The 16,373-nt window shown below is 58.3% G+C and carries 12 protein-coding genes; 7 read left to right on the top strand and 5 right to left on the bottom strand.

Annotated features, from left to right (window positions below; genetic code table 11):
• Positions 1–93 precede the first annotated feature (93 nt).
• The 4 genes from MO767_RS02335 (at position 94) to MO767_RS02350 (ending at position 7,084) form a co-directional block, all read left to right on the top strand.
• On the top strand, positions 94–1,761 hold the full coding sequence (locus tag MO767_RS02335) for a VRR-NUC domain-containing protein (protein ID WP_282479234.1): 1,668 nt from the start codon (positions 94–96) through the stop codon (positions 1,759–1,761).
• Entirely contained in the window at positions 1,758–4,037 is a 2,280-nt protein-coding gene (locus MO767_RS02340; protein WP_282479235.1) for an ATP-dependent DNA helicase, read from the top strand. The genes MO767_RS02335 and MO767_RS02340 overlap by 4 nt, the downstream gene beginning before the upstream one ends.
• Before the next feature lie 128 nt (positions 4,038–4,165).
• Positions 4,166–5,074 carry a zeta toxin family protein gene (locus MO767_RS02345; protein ID WP_282479236.1) on the top strand — a complete coding sequence of 303 codons (909 nt, stop codon included), beginning with the start codon at positions 4,166–4,168 and terminating at the stop codon, positions 5,072–5,074.
• An 87-nt stretch (positions 5,075–5,161) separates the two neighbouring features.
• A complete protein-coding gene (locus MO767_RS02350; protein ID WP_282479237.1) occupies positions 5,162–7,084 on the top strand; it encodes a PAS domain-containing sensor histidine kinase in 1,923 nt (640 codons plus the stop codon).
• 10 nt (positions 7,085–7,094) lie between these two features.
• Here the strand turns inward: MO767_RS02350 and MO767_RS02355 are convergent, their stop codons facing one another.
• The 5 genes from MO767_RS02355 to MO767_RS02375 all read right to left on the bottom strand — a co-directional run bounded on the left by MO767_RS02355 (position 7,095) and on the right by MO767_RS02375 (position 11,405).
• Complete coding sequence (locus MO767_RS02355; RefSeq protein WP_282479238.1) at positions 7,095–7,340, bottom strand: hypothetical protein; 246 nt, start codon at positions 7,338–7,340, stop codon at positions 7,095–7,097.
• 103 nt (positions 7,341–7,443) lie between these two features.
• Positions 7,444–7,920: a hemerythrin domain-containing protein gene (locus MO767_RS02360; RefSeq protein WP_282479239.1), complete on the bottom strand. Its 477-nt coding sequence runs from the start codon at positions 7,918–7,920 to the stop codon at positions 7,444–7,446.
• A 332-nt stretch (positions 7,921–8,252) separates the two neighbouring features.
• Entirely contained in the window at positions 8,253–8,549 is a 297-nt protein-coding gene (locus tag MO767_RS02365) for a hypothetical protein (RefSeq protein ID WP_282479240.1), read from the bottom strand.
• Positions 8,550–8,737: 188 nt separating this feature from the next.
• Positions 8,738–10,081 carry a sodium:proton antiporter gene (locus tag MO767_RS02370; RefSeq protein ID WP_282479241.1) on the bottom strand — a complete coding sequence of 448 codons (1,344 nt, stop codon included), beginning with the start codon at positions 10,079–10,081 and terminating at the stop codon, positions 8,738–8,740.
• Between the two features lie 169 nt (positions 10,082–10,250).
• Positions 10,251–11,405: a PatB family C-S lyase gene (locus tag MO767_RS02375; protein ID WP_282479242.1), complete on the bottom strand. Its 1,155-nt coding sequence runs from the start codon at positions 11,403–11,405 to the stop codon at positions 10,251–10,253.
• A 313-nt stretch (positions 11,406–11,718) separates the two neighbouring features.
• Here MO767_RS02375 and fdnG point away from each other — a divergent pair, with 313 nt between their 5' ends.
• Genes fdnG through MO767_RS02390 form a run of 3 tightly spaced genes read left to right on the top strand, consistent with a single transcriptional unit; the run spans position 11,719 to position 16,370 of the window.
• Entirely contained in the window at positions 11,719–14,784 is a 3,066-nt protein-coding gene (fdnG, locus tag MO767_RS02380; RefSeq protein WP_282479243.1) for a formate dehydrogenase-N subunit alpha, read from the top strand.
• Positions 14,785–15,720, top strand: coding sequence for a formate dehydrogenase subunit beta (fdxH, locus tag MO767_RS02385; protein ID WP_129444178.1), 936 nt, complete (start codon positions 14,785–14,787; stop codon positions 15,718–15,720).
• A complete protein-coding gene (locus MO767_RS02390) occupies positions 15,717–16,370 on the top strand; it encodes a formate dehydrogenase subunit gamma (protein WP_149628027.1) in 654 nt (217 codons plus the stop codon). Before fdxH ends, MO767_RS02390 begins: the two co-directional genes overlap by 4 nt.
• The last annotated feature ends 3 nt before the right edge of the window (positions 16,371–16,373 follow it).

The raw sequence follows: 16,373 nt of genomic DNA on the forward strand, positions 1-16,373 counted from the left end.
AAAAATCACCGATTAACGCCGCCGCTTATCCTTTTCCGTTTGCCCGGGCAGGGCGTAGCTGGTATCTGTACGCATAACCAGTACTCGCTCGCCATGGCCTTTTTTCCTGTGACTGCAAATCCTCTCGACGATCCGTTCTACTACTTGAACAACTTCATGCAAGTGCTTGATTGGCTTGAGCTTCGCTATGCCGATGTGCTGAGTGTCGAAGAGCAACACTTCATTCGCGAGTTCAAGCGGTTGCCCCGTGAGTCCAGGGCGCTGCTGGTCAGGATGGTGATGCGCAAGGGGAATCACTTCCGGGCGAGCAAGCTGCATTACGTCGAAATCGGCGACATCGCCATCGCCGCCGGCCCATTGCTGGCGCTGGGCTGGATCGATGAGCAATCGCCGCTGTCGATCGAAGCGCTATTCGGGGTGTTGCTCAAGGCGGAAATTCTCCAGTGTTTTGGCGCCACCATCGATCAACCCAAGGGAAAAAAGACCGATTGGCTGCCCGCACTGAGCGAACGGTTTCCGCAGGCTCACAGCTTCGGCCAGTGGTGCCCGTCGCTGGATGACCGATTGTTCAGCCTGACCATCATGGACCTGTGCGACCGGCTGCGCTTGATGTTTTTCGGCAACCTTTACCAGGACTGGTCCGAGTTCGTACTGGCTGACCTGGGCATCTTTACCTATGAAAAAGTCGAGTTCTGCGCCGACTCCCGAGGCCTGCGCAGCCGTGACGACGTGGACGCCTGCCTCTTCCTTCATGAGTGTCAGCAGCATTTCGAGGCCGGCGAAGCAGTAGAAGACATTGTCGAGCAGATCAAAGGGCTGGCGCTGAGCAATCCCTGGCTGCAAAGACGTCGCGGCAAACTGTTGTTCCAGATCGGTCAGCACTGCGAGCGCCTGGCGGATTTCTCTACCGCACTGACGATCTACCGCGAGTGTGCCTATCCCGGCGCACGCCTGCGGTTGATTCGAGTATTGGAGCGCTGCGGTGAATACCAGCTGGCCATGGAGCTGGCCGTCGCGGTGGAGCAATCGCCGGAAAGTGCCGCCGAACAGCAACAAGTGTTGCGTGTGCTGCCCAGGCTGCGGCGCAAGTTGGGCGGACCGGTGATGAAGCGCTCGTCCCCACGGGAGATGCTGCGCCTGGACCTGCAACTGCCCCGGACCGATCCGGCATTGTCGGTGGAGTCTTACGTTCAGGCACATTTTGCGCAAGAGTCGGCACCGGTGCATTACGTCGAAAACAGCCTGATCAACTCGCTGTTCGGACTGCTGTGCTGGCCGGCGATTTTCGCGCCGTTGCCGGGGGCGTTTTTCCACCCGTTCCAGCGTGGGCCGGTGGATCTGCTCAGTGAGGACTTTCACGAACGCCGCGCGGAGCTGTTCCAGGGCTGCCTGGCTGAACTCGATGACGGGCGTTACCACCAGACGATTCGGGAACGCTATGCCAGCAAGTGGGGCGTGCAGTCGCCCTTTGTGTTCTGGGGTGTGCTGAACGAAGAATTGCTCGATCAGGCACTCGATTGCCTACCGGCCGAACACCTCAAGCACTGGTTCAATCGACTGCTGTCGGACATCAAGGCCAATCGCGCCGGTATGCCGGACCTGATCCAGTTTTGGCCGCAGGACAAAACCTACCGGATGATCGAAGTCAAAGGCCCCGGTGATCGCCTGCAAGACAATCAATTGCGCTGGCTCGAGTTCTGCCATGAGCACCAGATGCCGATTGCCGTCTGCTATGTGCAATGGGCGGAGCAGAGCGCTTGAGTTACAGCATCGCGGTGCGGGCGCTGTGTGAATTCACCGCCAAGGTCGGTGACCTCGACCTGCGTTTTACGCCCTCGCCGACCGCGCTGGAAGGGATTGTCGGGCACCGTACGGTGGCGTCCCGGCGCAGCGAGGGCTACCAGAGTGAAGTCGCGCTTGAAGGCCTGTATCAAACGTTGACGGTAAAGGGCCGGGCCGACGGCTACGACCCCGCGCAAAATTGCCTGGAAGAAGTCAAAACCTATCGCGGCGACTTGAGCAAGCAACCGGCCAACCACCGTCAGCTGCACTGGGCGCAGGCGAAGATTTACGGCTGGTTGATGTGCCAGAAACTGCAGCTGGCGCAGATCAATCTGGCCCTGGTGTACTTCAACATCGTCAATGAAAAGGAAACCTGCCTGGTCGAGGCTTTCAGCGCCGCGCAACTGCGGCTGTTCTTCGAACAACATTGCGCCTTGTTCCTGCACTGGGCCGAACAGGAAATGGCTCATCGCGAAGGGCGTAATCGGGCGGCGCAACAACTGGCGTTTCCCCATGCCGACTTTCGACCGGGGCAGCGTCATCTGGCGGAGTCGGTGTTCAAGGCCGTCAGCACCGGTCGTTGCTTGATGGCCCAGGCGCCCACGGGGATCGGCAAGACCGTCGGCACGCTATTCCCGATGCTCAAGGCCCTGGCGCCGCAGCAACTGGACAAGGTGTTCTTCCTCACGGCGAAAACCCCGGGGCGCAAACTGGCGCTGGACGCCGCGCAAGTGATCCTCGACAGCGCCGACGCGCCACCCTTGCGGGTGCTCGAGATGATTGCCCGGGACAAGGCCTGCGAGCATCCGGACAAGGCCTGTCACGGCGAATCCTGCCCGCTGGCCCAAGGTTTTTATGATCGCTTGCCCGCCGCTCGCCAGGCGGCCAGCAAGTTGTCCCTGCTGAACCAGAACGCTTTGCGCGAGGTCGCCCTGGAGCACGACGTCTGTCCTTACTACCTGAGCCAGGAAATGGCCCGTTGGGCAGACGTGGTGGTCGCCGATTACAACTACTATTTCGATTTCAGTGCGCTGCTGTTCGGGCTGGCCCAGGCCAATAACTGGAAAGTCGCGGTGCTGGTGGACGAAGCGCACAACCTGGTGGAGCGTGGCCGGCAGATGTACAGCGCCAGCCTCGACCAATCGACCCTCAACGGTGTACGAAAAACCGCGCCTGAGGTGTTGAAAAAATCCTTGCAACGGGTCAACCGTGAGTGGAATGCCCTGCATAACCTGCAACTCGGCGCCTATCAGGCCTATGACAAGGCGCCGGAAAAACTGCTCCAGGCGTTGTCGTCGTGCAGCGCGAGCATCGGCGACTACCTGAACGATCATCCTCAAGGCCTGGACGGAGCGTTACAGAACTTCTATTTCGACATGCTGCAGTTTTGCCGCGTGGCCGAGCTCTTTGATGAACAGTTCCTGTTCGACATCAGCAAGCGCGATCTCGACCGCCAACGCAACCTGTCGCAGCTTTGCCTGCGCAACGTGGTGCCCGCCGGCTTCATCCGCCCGCGCTTGACGGCTGCACGCAGCACCGTGCTGTTTTCCGCGACCCTGAGCCCTCGCCACTACTATGCCGACCTGCTGGGTACACCGGTGAACACGGTGTGGATAGACGTGGAATCGCCATTTCACGCCGATCAGCTGCAAGTGCACATCGTCAGCCAGATCTCCACGCGGTTCGTCCATCGCCAGTCATCCCTTGCGCCAATCGTCGAGCTGATCGCCGGGCAGTTCAGTCAACGTCCCGGAAACTACCTGGCGTTTTTCAGCAGTTTTGACTATTTGCAGCAAGTGGCGCAGTTGCTGGCCGAGAAACATCCACACATCAATCTGTGGTCGCAGTCCCGGGGCATGGGGGAAGGGCAGCGCCAGGACTTCCTCGATCAGTTCACCGCCGAGAGTCAGGGCGTCGGTTTTGCGGTGTTAGGCGGGGCGTTTGGCGAAGGCATCGACTTGCCGGGCGCGCGACTGATCGGGGCGTTTATCGCCACCCTCGGACTGGCGCAACTCAACCCGGTCAACGAGCAGTTGAAACGGCGCATGGCAGCGATTTTCGGCGCCGGTTATGACTACACCTACCTGTTTCCAGGTGTGCAGAAAGTGGTGCAGGCGGCGGGGAGGGTGATCCGCACCCAGCAGGATCAAGGGGTGGTGATGTTGATCGATGACCGGTTTGGCGATAGCAAGGTCAAACAGCTACTGCCGCGTTGGTGGTCAATTGCTCCGAGGCTTTTGTACGCTGCCGAGTAGGATTTTTTACTTTAAAAACATCTACATATCTTGAAAGAAACACCCATTTGAACAAGCAGCGAATGCCGTCTTTATTCAAAGAACCAGTCATCACTTTCAAGCTGAATCTTTGATAAGGAAATCAAGATATGTCAGTAGCACCGAAATACACGTACACCCCTGAGCAGGTCTCCGCAGCATTCAATGAAATAAAAGCGAGGCTGTTCAGCGGCATCAAGGCCGAGGCAACCCCAAAAATTCTGATCGTTGCCGGGCTGCAAGGGTCAGGCAAAACCTATCTGCTGGAAAAGAACCTGCTGCCTTCAAAACGCTACGACAACTATGTTCGCCTGTACCTGCCCGACTACCGCAAGAAACACCCCCAATATGCAGAAATGATCAAACTTGGCGTCTTGCATGCGTATGAGCATACCGAGGCATTTGTTCGTGAAGTCAGCACGAAGATCCATACGCAGGCCTTCACTGGCAAATTCAACATCATCATGGAATGTGCGTTCGACAGTGTCGATTTCGCGGCCTTCCCGCCGTTGGCGACCGCCGCCGGTTATCAGTTCGAAACTCACATCGTGGGCTGCACTCAAGAGTTTGCTCATGTGTCGAGCATTAAACGAGCGTTCAAAAGCCTTGAAGACCAGGAAATGGAACGGTTTCTCACGGTATCGAAGCTGGATGCCAGCATGAGTTATGCGCCTGCGATCATCCTGGCCTTCGAGACGGCTGCAAAGGCGGTTAGCGGCTCGCAAATCAATTTGTACGAGCGCGGGTTCGGTGGGTTGAACGAGCGAACCTTGATTGCTCAGAGTACCTACTCCAAAGCTGCCGACGGTTCCGTCAGCACAACCACAACCAAAGTGGATTTTGCATACAGCGTCTACTCCAGCATTATCGACAACCACGTCTTCGCGGTGAGCGATCGCGACGAAGTCATCAAAGAGTGCCACCTGGCACTGCTCAAGATGGCGACTCATGCTTCGCATGTTCCGAAATTCGTCTACAACGATCTATACGCCTACATCGTCAAACACGTGAATCGATAACGCTGGGCGACGAGTACCGTTTTTCCGACTTTCCAAATGCGTGGTTTGTCGCATACTCCAAAAAAACGGTAATACCCAGAGGGATCAATGAACGAGGATCGGACCAAAGCCAGCGCCATCGACGACAGTCGTTTTCGGTTGTTGATCGATGCTGTCGTTGATTACGCGATTTACATGATTGATCCCGATGGAATCATCACCAGCTGGAACGCCGGCGCCAAGCGTTTCAAGGGGTATGAAGAAGCCGAAATACTCGGCCAGCACTTTTCGCGTTTCTATACCGAAGCGGATCGCCTTGCCGGTAAGCCCCAGCGAGCGCTGGACACGGCGATTCGGGAAGGGCGTTTCGAGGGAGAAGGCTGGCGGGTTCGCAAGGACGGTACGCGCTTCTGGTCCCACGTAGTGGTCGATCCAATTCTCGATCCGTCGGGCAAGCTGCTCGGGTTTGCCAAGATTACCCGCGACCTGACCGACCGCAAAATGGCCGAAGAAGTCCTCAAGCAAAGCGAGCAGCAGTTCCGCCTGCTGGTTCAAAGCGTCACTGACTACGCCATCTACATGCTCGCCCCGGATGGCCGCGTGACCAACTGGAACCTTGGGGCTCAGCGCATCAAGGGCTACTTGCCCGAAGAGGTCATCGGCCAGCACTTTTCGATGTTTTACACCCCGGAAGACCGCGAGGCCGGCCAACCGCAACGGACCCTGGACATTGCGCTACGTGAAGGGCGATTCGAAAACAAAGGCTGGCGCGTGCGCAAGGACGGTACGCGGTTCCTGGCCAATGTCGTGGTCGATCCGATTTGGGGCGAAACCGGCACGCTGCTCGGTTTCGCCAAGATCACCCGTGATATCACCGAAGCCACACAAGCCCAGCAGGCGCTGGAGCAAACCCGCGAAGCGCTGTTTCAGGCGCAGAAAATGCAGGCCATCGGCCAACTCAGTGGTGGCATCGCCCACGACTTCAACAATTTGCTGACCGTTATCCTCGGCAATCTGGAAATCGTCCGCAAACGCGTGGGGGACGATCCGAAAATTACCCGTTTGGTGGACAACGCCACTCAGGGGGCCTTGCGGGGCGTAACCCTGACCCAGCGCATGCTGGCGTTTGCCAGACGTCAGGAACTCAAGGCCGAACCCGTCGAGATTCCGACGTTGGTGCAAGGAATCACCGGACTGTTGCGCAGCTCTCTCGGGCCTTCCGTGGCGCTCGAAACGTGCTTTTCGCCAGAACTTGAACCGATCATGGCCGACGTCAATCAGCTCGAACTGGCGGTACTGAACCTGGTGACCAACGCTCGAGATGCAATGCCCAATGGCGGAAAAATCGTGATCAGTGCTCAGACAGATGCTGTTCTGGACAAGACACAGCTTTCCCTGGCGCCCGGTCGTTATGTCTGCCTGAGTGTCACCGACAACGGTGAGGGCATGGATGACGCGACGCTGGCATCGGCAACGGACCCTTTTTTCACCACCAAGGGAGTTGGCAAAGGTACTGGCCTGGGGCTGTCGATGGTTCATGGTTCTATTGAGCAATTGGGCGGCCGATTCGTTCTCAAGAGCCTTAAGGACAAAGGCACAACCGCCGAATTGTGGATACCCATTGCGGCCGCTGGTTCAGTCGCCAAACCTGTTGCCGAGGAGCAAGCCGCACCACCCGTACCCCGACTGTGTGTGTTGGTGGTGGACGACGACAGCCTGGTATTGACCAGTACCTGCCTGTTGCTCGAGGACCTTGGGCATCGAGTGATCAGTGCAGTGTCCGGTGCACAGGCGCTAGCCATGTTCGACAGCGAACAGGCGATTGATCTGGTCATCACCGACATGGCCATGCCACAGATGAATGGCGCGCAACTGGCGCAGGCTATCCGGATCATCAAGCCGAACCTGCCGATCATCCTTGCCACCGGTTACGCCGAGCGCCTGGAAGGTTTCGCAACCAAACTTCCGCGCCTGTCCAAACCCTTTACCCAACTCAATCTGGTGGAAATCATCGCCACCACCATGAAATGACAACGCGAGCTCAATGTTCGGCCGCTGATCCCGCGTTCTTCTTGAAACCACGCAGGTTCATGGCGCAGAGGCAAAACTGCAACACGATCAGTGCATAGGCCTGGGTGTGGTAACCCCACGTTACCCATAAAACATTGCTGACGATAAAACAGACGAAGCCCGAGACCCTGCGCCTGGGGTTTTGCGAACCGATCAACCACGCTGCCAGCACCGTAACCAGCATCGCCGGCCATTGCACCCAATCGAGATAGTCCATTGCAGGCCTCCGTGTATTGTCATTCCGGCTGAATGTATCGCGTGAACCGAACAAGCAAAAAGGCCCGGCATATGCCGGGCCTTTTGTGTTCCCGCCACCTGCATCAAGCCGCCAGATTGGCTGCACTCATTTCTTTCTTGTACTGGGCTTTTAAACTTTCCATTTGCGCGCCCAGTTCTTCCAGTGTGGCTTTGCCCAGCAGTTTTTTCGCCTGAGGGAACATCTCGGTTTCTTCTTCCTCGATATGGTGTTCCAGCAGTTCCTTGACCACTTTCACGCGACCGGCGAATTCCGGGGTGGAGGGGTCGGTGACTTTCAAGTCTGGCAGCACCAGGGAATCAACGGTGCGATGTTCTTCCTTGGCTTCGTAATACATGACGTCTTGTTCCTTGCCCCCGGCTTTCTTGTACGCCGGGTACAAGACTTCCTCTTCGAGACGGGTGTGTATGGCGATCTCCATTTCCAGTTTGGCCAGCAGCTCGCTACGTTTTTTAACACCACGTTCGGTGGATTCGCTGAGTTGGGTCAGGATGCCTTTTACGCGTTCATGGTCGGCTTTCAACAAGTCTATGGCGTTCATGGTCGAGTCTCTCCAACGAGTCAGGGGTGAGCGCGAACGGTCTCAAGGCCGAAAGTCGCTCATTGTCCTTGAGCATTTGTCGTGCCGATTTTTCAGTGCGACAAAGTTCATATAAAACAATTAGTTGAAGTGGCTGATGGCAAACTGAAGTCATGCAGCCTGCATGAGTCCGGAAATTGACTCATGCAGTTCGCAGTGGAGCATTGATGTTCCAGACAATAAAAAGCCCAGCGATTGTGCCTAATGCCGGTCGGTTAAGGGTGTGAACACCGCTCCCACAGGTTTTGCACCTTAACTGACCGGCATTAGGCGACTGTGCCGGGCTTTCAAGTTCAGGCTCTGGATTCGGGGTGCTGGAGCAAACGACGAGCGGTTTGCGTGGACATCGAGACAGGCGGGAAATCTTCGTTGAGCAGCCGCAAGTGCTCGATCGCTTCCTCGAACTTCAAGTCAGCCTTTCTGCGCATCGCCTGATAGCAATCAAACAGCTCCGCGTCCATGTCACTGCCCTCAAGTAATGCAAAGGCGCTGCGGCTCAATGCCTGGGCGTCTTCAAACATTTGACAATTACGTTCCAGGGCGAAGGCCCGGCAGGCTTTGATTTCTTCGGAGGTGGAATAGTGAATCATGACCAGCACCTGATTTTTCGAGGTTCCTTTTGATAGGTATCGATGCCGTAGGGGAATCGAACCTGGTAAGTCCCGCCGTACAAAAAGCCGGGCAGGATTAAGGTTGTGACCTGCTGGATCGCAAAAGAATTTCAAATTTATGAGCGTGAAAATTCGATAATTCGGACCCTGAACGCACAGACATCAAATCAAATATCCCGTTTTTTATGCTGTTCATATCGAGCCAGCATCGGTTGGGTGCTGATCCCGTGGATGAGGATGCTTAGCGCGACCACGCACAAGGTCAAATCCATGCAGAGCGTTGCAATCGACGGGGCCAGCCCGTGGTTCAGGGCATAAAACAGGTAGTACAGACTGCCGATGCCGCGTATGCCAAACCAGCCAATCAACATTCGCTGCTGACCGTTGAGCAAACTGCCCCAAGGCATGGCGACGACGCTCAGGGGTCGTATCAGGCAAAACAACACGCCGGCGATCGGCAACGCACGCCAGTCCCAGTGCGCCATCAGCACCACGCCGAGCAGCGTCACCAGAAAGACTTCCATGGCCCGTTCCACCAGGCTGCCGAAGGCGAGCATGTCGCCCATCATGATTCCCGCCGCGACCTGGGTGTCTTCAAGGTTCTCGGTATCGCCATGAACGGCGTCTTGCGGCTCGACGTTCTGATGGCCCACAACAGGCTGAACCAGATGCTCGGCGGGAAGTTCGTCGTCACCCGTGGATTTGACTTCTTCGTGGCGCAAACCCAGGCCGGCAGCAAACACCGACAGAAAGCCGTAACCGTGAATCGACTCGGCCCCGACATAGGCCAGGGCAATCAAGGCGAGGGCGAGGTAATCATTTGGGGAAAGGGTGCTGTCGTCATTTTTGATGCGCATTAACAAGGTCAGGCGACCAATGCCGCGTCCCATCCAGTAGCCGGTGAGCAAACCGGCCGGGACTGCCCACAATAAACTGCGCAGCACCCAGTCACTCAGCCAGCCGGGGTTGCCGTCGTGTTGCACCAGCAGCAGGCCAAGGATGACAAACGGGAAGGCGATCCCGTCATTGAGCCCGGCTTCACCCGACAGCCCGAAACGCACGCTGTCGTCATCCCGGGCGTCGTTGACTTGCACCAGGGCGGCGAGTACCGGGTCGGTGGGCGCCAGAATCGAGCCGATCAACACGGACGCGCCCCAGGACAATTCGAAGCCGTAATGCAGCAACAGGCTGACACCGGCAATGGTCAGCACCATGACCGGGCCGGCCAGGCCGTAGGCAATGCGCCAGTTTTTGTCCCTGAGCGGCAAGCGCAACTTCAAACCACAGACAAACAACGAAAACAGCACCGCGACTTCCGTCAGGTGCTCCATCCAGGTGGACGCATCTTCGGTGTCCAGTTTCAACAGCCCCAGCCCTGCGGGCCCGATGGCTACACCCAGCACCAGGCACACCGCCGACGTAGTCACCGGCATCCAGCGCAGGTACGACGACGTCAGTGCCAGCGTCAGCAGCACGGCACCCAACACCGCCACCCACAAAATGAAACTCATGCTCGGTACTCGACGGGTGCGTGCGGTGATGTAGAGCCTCTGGCGATTAACTGACAGTGGCGCGCAGGTATTCAGGCGTCAGTACGTTGAACCATAGCAGGATGCTCTGGAAATGGCGGCGGGTTCAATTTAAAGCATCGGCTTGCCGCCAATGATTCCATACCGCTGGTCAGGACTTGCGATTGAGCAAACTGCGCTCCATCCGCGCGATGCCTTCTTCCAGCAACGACCGTGGGCAACCGAAATTCAGGCGCACGAACTGTTTGCTGTCATCGCCGAAATCCAGACCAGGGCTCAGCCCGACCTTGGCTTGCTCAAGAAAAAACTGCTGAGGGTTATCCAGTCCCAGCGCCGAGCAATCGAGCCACGCCAGATAGGTGCCTTGTGGGATATTCATGGTCACACCCGGCAGTCGCGTGTTGACTGCTTCCACCAGATAATCCCGATTGCTTTGCAGATACGCCTTCAACCCGGCCAGCCAAGGGCCGCCTTCGCTGTAGGCGACGCGCGTCGCTTCCATGCCCAACGGGTTGACGCTGTCGACCATGCCGCAGCGGGCGTGGTTGACCTTTGCACGCAACGCCGAGTCCTGAATGATCATGAAAGACGTCTTCAGCCCGGCAATGTTGTAGGCCTTGCTCGCCGACATCAGCGTGATGGTGCGTTTAGCGATCTCGGGGCTCAGGGAAGCCGTCGGAATGTGCACGCGCCCGTCGAAACACAGCTCGGCATGAATCTCGTCAGAGATGATCCAGGCGTCCTGCTCCACGCAGATGTCGGCTACCGCTTGCAGTTCTTCTCGCGGGAAGACTTTGCCCACCGGGTTGTGCGGGTTGCTCAGTAGCAGCGCACCGCCACCGGTCAGCGCCTGATTCAGGGCATCGAGTGGCGTGGCGTAAGTGCCGTCCGCCAACGCGTCGAATTCGAGTTCAACCTTGTTCAAACCCCAGTGACCCGGCGCATGACGCAGCGGCGGGTAGTTCGGAACCTGAACCACAACGTTCTGCTGCGGCTGGACCAGCGCATTCAGCGCCATGTTGAAACCCGACTCCACGCCCGGCAGGAAAATCAGTTCCTCAGGCAATACGCGCCAGGCGTACTTGTTCCAGAGGTCGGCGACGATGGCATTGCGCAAGTCATCCTGGGCCACGCTGTAGCCGAGCATCGGGTGTTCCAGACGTTTTTGCAGGGCCTGGATGATCACCGGCGGTGCGGAGAAGTCCATGTCGGCCACCCACATCGGCAACACGTCGGCCGGGTAACGGCTCCATTTGGTACTGCCGGTGTTGTGGCGGTCGAACACCTGATCAAAATCGAAAGTCATGCTCAGTCTCATAAAAAGCGTGGTTGAACGTGGGGCCATGATAAACGCCAAGCCCCTGTGGGAGCGAGCTTGCTCGCGATGGCGGCACAACAGTCAACATCTATGGTGACTGACACTCCGTCATCGCGAGCAAGCTCGCTCCCACAGGGGGTGTGTGGTGGCTGAGACCGCGGTATTGCCCGACGGTCGGTTTTCACACAGTCAGTTCTAACATTGTCTACAGTTTTAAGTGTCGGCAGCCAGACTGCCGCAAACATGATTGTCCAGAAAAACCCGGCAAAAATACCGGGTCTCCACCTGACAGGAGTGCACGATGGACCTCAACCGTCGTCAGTTCTTCAAGGTCGCTGGTATCGGCCTTGCGGGCTCGAGCCTCGGCGCGCTGGGCATGGCCCCCGCGACTGCCTTCGCCGAGCAGGTGCGCCACTTCAAGCTTGCCCACACCCATGAAACCCGCAACACCTGCCCGTACTGCTCGGTCGGCTGCGGCGTGATCATGTACAGCCAGGGCGATGCTGCCAAGAACGTCGCGCAAAACATCATCCACATCGAAGGCGATGCCGACCACCCGGTCAACCGCGGCACCCTGTGCCCCAAAGGCGCCGGCCTGCTGGACTTCATTCACAGCCCCGGTCGTCTGCAATACCCAGAGGTGCGCAAACCCGGCACCACTGAGTGGACACGCATCTCCTGGGATGAAGCGCTCAATCGCGTCGCCGACCTGATGAAGGCCGACCGCGACGCCAACTTCATCGAGAAGAATGCCCAGGGCCAAACGGTAAACCGCTGGCTGACCACCGGTTTCCTCGCGGCCTCGGCGGCGTCCAACGAAGCGGGTTACATCACCCACAAGGTCGTTCGCAGTCTCGGCATGCTGGGGTTCGATAACCAGGCGCGTGTCTGACACGGCCCGACGGTGGCAAGTCTTGCCCCGACGTACGGCCGTGGTGCCATGACCAATACCTGGACCGATATCGGTAACGCGAATCTGATTCTGGTAATGGGCGGCAACGCAGCAGAAGCGCACCCGTGCGGCTTCAAATGGGTGACCGAAGCCAAGGCGCACAACAAGGCTCGCTTGATCGTGGTCGATCCGCGTTTCACCCGGACCGCCTCGGTGGCCGACTATTACGCGCCGATTCGCACCGGCACCGACATCGCCTTCATGGGGGGGCTGATCAACTACCTGCTGACTGAAGACAAGATCCAGCACGAGTACGTGCGCAATTACACCGACGTGTCGTTCATCGTCAAAGCCGGTTATGGCTTCGAGGATGGAATATTCAGCGGCTACGACGCGGCCAAACGCAGCTACACGGACAAGTCCGGCTGGGGTTATGAACTCGGTGAAGACGGCTTCGTCAAGGTCGACCCGACCCTGCAAGACCCGCACTGTGTCTATCAATTGATGAAGCAGCATTACAGCCGCTACAACATCGAACTGGCGAGCCAGATTTGCGGCATGCCGGTGGATGCCATGCAGAAGATCTGGGTAGAAATCGCCACTTGCTCGCAACCGGGCAAGACCATGACGATTCTCTACGCACTGGGCTGGACGCAGCACTCGATAGGTTCGCAGATCATTCGCAGCGCGGCCATGGTGCAACTGCTGCTGGGCAACGTCGGCATGCCGGGCGGGGGCGTCAATGCCTTGCGCGGGCACTCCAATATTCAGGGGCTGACTGACCTCGGTTTGCTGTCCAATTCGCTGCCGGGCTACCTGACCCTGCCGGGCGATGCGGAGCAGGATTACGACGCCTACATTGCCAAACGGGTACAGAAACCGTTGCGGCCGGGGCAGCTGTCCTATTGGCAAAACTACGGCAAGTTCCACGTCAGCCTGATGAAAGCCTGGTACGGCGCGAATGCCACGCTTGAAAACCGCTGGGTGTATGACTATCTGCCGAAACTGGACATTCCCAACTACGACATTCTCAAAGTGTTCGACCTGATGGGCCAGGGCAAGGTCAACGGCTACATGTGCCAGGGCTTCAACCCCATCGCCGCGTTGCCTGACAAAAACCGGGTGATGGCGGCGCTGGCCAAGCTGAAATGGCTGGTGGTGATGGACCCGCTGTCCACCGAAACCTCGGAGTTCTGGCGCAACGTCGGGCCGTACAACGATGTCGAAACTGCCGGCATCCAGACCGAAGTAATTCGCCTGCCCACCACCTGTTTCGCCGAAGAAGACGGTTCGCTGGTCAACAGCAGTCGCTGGCTGCAATGGCACTGGAAAGGTGCCGACGGCCCGGGGCAAGCGCGTACCGATGTGCGGATCATGAGCGAGCTGTTTATCCGTCTGCGCCAGCGTTACCAGGCCAACGGCGGCGCTTATGCCGAGCCGATCCTCAAACTGTCCTGGCCGTACAAAATTGCCGAGGAGCCTTCGCCGGAAGAATTGGCCAAGGAAATCAACGGCTATGCCACCACGGACTTCACTGACGCTACCGGCGCGGCGATCAAGGGCAACGCGCAACTGGCCGGTTTTGGCCAGCTCAAGGACGACGGCAGCACCGCTTCCGGTTGCTGGATTTTCTGCGGCAGCTGGACTGAGGCGGGCAACCAGATGGCCCGGCGCGACAACAGCGACCCGTACGGCATGAAACAACATCTGGGCTGGGCCTGGGCCTGGCCGGCGAACCGACGGATTCTCTACAACCGCGCTTCGTGCGACCCGCAAGGCAAGCCGTGGGACGAGAAAAAACGTCTGGTGTGGTGGAACGGCAAAGTCTGGGGCGGCACGGATGTGCCGGACTTCAAGGCCGACTCGCCACCGGAAGCCGGGATGAATCCGTTCATCATGAACCCCGAAGGCGTGGCGCGGTTCTTTGCCGTCGACAAGATGAATGAAGGACCTTTCCCCGAGCACTATGAACCGTTCGAAACGCCGATCGGCATCAACCCGTTGCACCCGGAAAACAAGAAAGCCACCAGCAACCCGGCGGCGCGGATCTTCGATTCGGTATGGGATTCCTTAGGCGTGGCCAAGGACTATCCATATGCCGCGACCAGCTACCGGCTGACCGAGCACTTCCACTTCTGGAGCAAGCATTGCAAGCTCAATGCGATTGCCCAACCCGAGCAGTTCGTCGAGATTGGTGAGGTGCTGGCCAAGGAGAAAGGCATCGTGGCCGGCGACCGGGTCCGTGTCAGTTCCAAGCGCGGACATATAGAAGCGGTGGCGGTGGTGACCAAGCGGATTCGTCCGCTGCAGGTCAACAATCAGGTGGTGCACCAGATCGGTATCCCGCTGCACTGGGGTTTTACCGGGCTCACGCGTCACGGTTACCTGACCAACACCTTGGTGCCGTTCCTCGGCGATGGCAACACTCAGACCCCGGAATCCAAGTCATTCCTGGTCAACGTGGAGAAAGTCTAAATGGCCAGCCAAGACATCATCGCCCGTTCGGCCACCACGACCGTCCCGTCCTCGGTACGCAATCAAGAGGAAGTGGCCAAGCTGATCGACACCACCAAGTGCATTGGCTGCAAGGCTTGTCAGGTCGCCTGCTCGGAATGGAACGAGCTGCGCGACGAGGTCGGCCACAACCTCGGCACCTACGACAACCCTCAGGACCTGACCGCAGAAACCTGGACCTTGATGCGCTTCACCGAGCACGAAACCGACGCCGGCAATCTGGAGTGGCTGATTCGCAAGGACGGCTGCATGCACTGCGCCGAGCCCGGTTGCCTGGCGGCGTGCCCGAGCCCGGGGGCGATCATCAAGCATGCCAATGGCATCGTCGACTTCGACCAGGACCATTGCATCGGCTGCGGGTATTGCATCACCGGTTGCCCGTTCAATATCCCGCGAATCTCGCAAAAGGATCACAAGGCTTATAAATGCACGTTGTGCTCAGACCGGGTGGCGGTGGGGCTGGAGCCGGCCTGCGTAAAAACCTGCCCGACGGGCGCCATAGTGTTCGGCACCAAGGACGACATGAAGGAACACGCGGCCGAAAGGATCGTCGACCTCAAGAGCCGTGGCTTCGAACACGCAGGCTTGTACGACCCGGAAGGCGTCGGTGGTACTCACGTGATGTATGTGCTGCACCATGCCGATGAGCCCCGGTTGTATGCCGGTCTGCCGGACCACCCGACCATCAGTCCGCTGGTGGAACTGTGGAAAGGCGTGAGCAAACCCTTGGGGTTGCTGGCCATGGGCTTGGCGGTGCTGGCCGGGTTCTTCCACTACGTGCGCATCGGGCCGCAGCTGGTCGAGGAGGACGAACACCCGAGCATCCCCGATCCCGCCGTGCATGAAATCGATCCGTCGGTGCATACCTATGATCCGAAGGGGGAGGACAGGCCATGAACGACAAACCGATCCTTCGTTACACCAGCAATCAGCGCACCAATCACTGGCTGGTGGCGATCCTGTTTTTCATGGCTGCGCTATCCGGGCTGGCGCTTTTCCACCCGGCGCTGTTCTGGCTCAGCCACCTGTTTGGCGGCGGCCCGTGGACGCGCATCCTGCATCCGTTCATGGGCGTGGTGATGTTTGTGCTGTTCCTTGGGCTGGTGATCCGTTTCTGGCGGGCGAACTTCTTTATCACCAACGATCGGCTGTGGCTGAGGCGAGTCGGGCGGGTGATCAAGAATGAGGAGGAGGGCGTGCCGCCCATCGGCAAGTACAACCCTGGGCAGAAGCTGCTGTTCTGGACCTTGCTGATTTGCATGCTGGTGCTGCTGTTCAGCGGGCTGGTGATCTGGCGCGAGTATTTCAGCGAGTACTTCGGCATCACCAGCATTCGTTGGGCCATGCTGCTGCATGCGTTGGCGGGTTTAATCCTGGTGCTGAGCATCATCGTTCACATCTACGCCGGCATCTGGATCAAAGGCTCGGTCAACGCCATGTTGCATGGCTGGGTCAGCCGCGCCTGGGCGAAAAAACACCATGAACTGTGGTACCGCGAAGTGACCCGCGACGAGCACCCCGACCGGCCGATCAGCAAAAAAGGATAACCC

Source organism: Pseudomonas sp. UYIF39 (assembly GCF_029963765.1).
Classification (GTDB): domain Bacteria; phylum Pseudomonadota; class Gammaproteobacteria; order Pseudomonadales; family Pseudomonadaceae; genus Aquipseudomonas.

Coding starts and splice junctions, on each gene's coding strand:
- MO767_RS02375 (WP_282479242.1), bottom strand. CDS start 11,405: ATGACTTTCGATTTTGATCAGGTGTTCGACCGCCACAACACCGGCAGT.
- MO767_RS02350 (WP_282479237.1), top strand. CDS start 5,162: ATGAACGAGGATCGGACCAAAGCCAGCGCCATCGACGACAGTCGTTTT.
- MO767_RS02370 (WP_282479241.1), bottom strand. CDS start 10,081: ATGAGTTTCATTTTGTGGGTGGCGGTGTTGGGTGCCGTGCTGCTGACG.
- fdxH (WP_129444178.1), top strand. CDS start 14,785: ATGGCCAGCCAAGACATCATCGCCCGTTCGGCCACCACGACCGTCCCG.
- MO767_RS02390 (WP_149628027.1), top strand. CDS start 15,717: ATGAACGACAAACCGATCCTTCGTTACACCAGCAATCAGCGCACCAAT.
- MO767_RS02345 (WP_282479236.1), top strand. CDS start 4,166: ATGTCAGTAGCACCGAAATACACGTACACCCCTGAGCAGGTCTCCGCA.
- MO767_RS02360 (WP_282479239.1), bottom strand. CDS start 7,920: ATGAACGCCATAGACTTGTTGAAAGCCGACCATGAACGCGTAAAAGGC.
- MO767_RS02365 (WP_282479240.1), bottom strand. CDS start 8,549: ATGATTCACTATTCCACCTCCGAAGAAATCAAAGCCTGCCGGGCCTTC.
- MO767_RS02335 (WP_282479234.1), top strand. CDS start 94: ATGGCCTTTTTTCCTGTGACTGCAAATCCTCTCGACGATCCGTTCTAC.
- MO767_RS02355 (WP_282479238.1), bottom strand. CDS start 7,340: ATGGACTATCTCGATTGGGTGCAATGGCCGGCGATGCTGGTTACGGTG.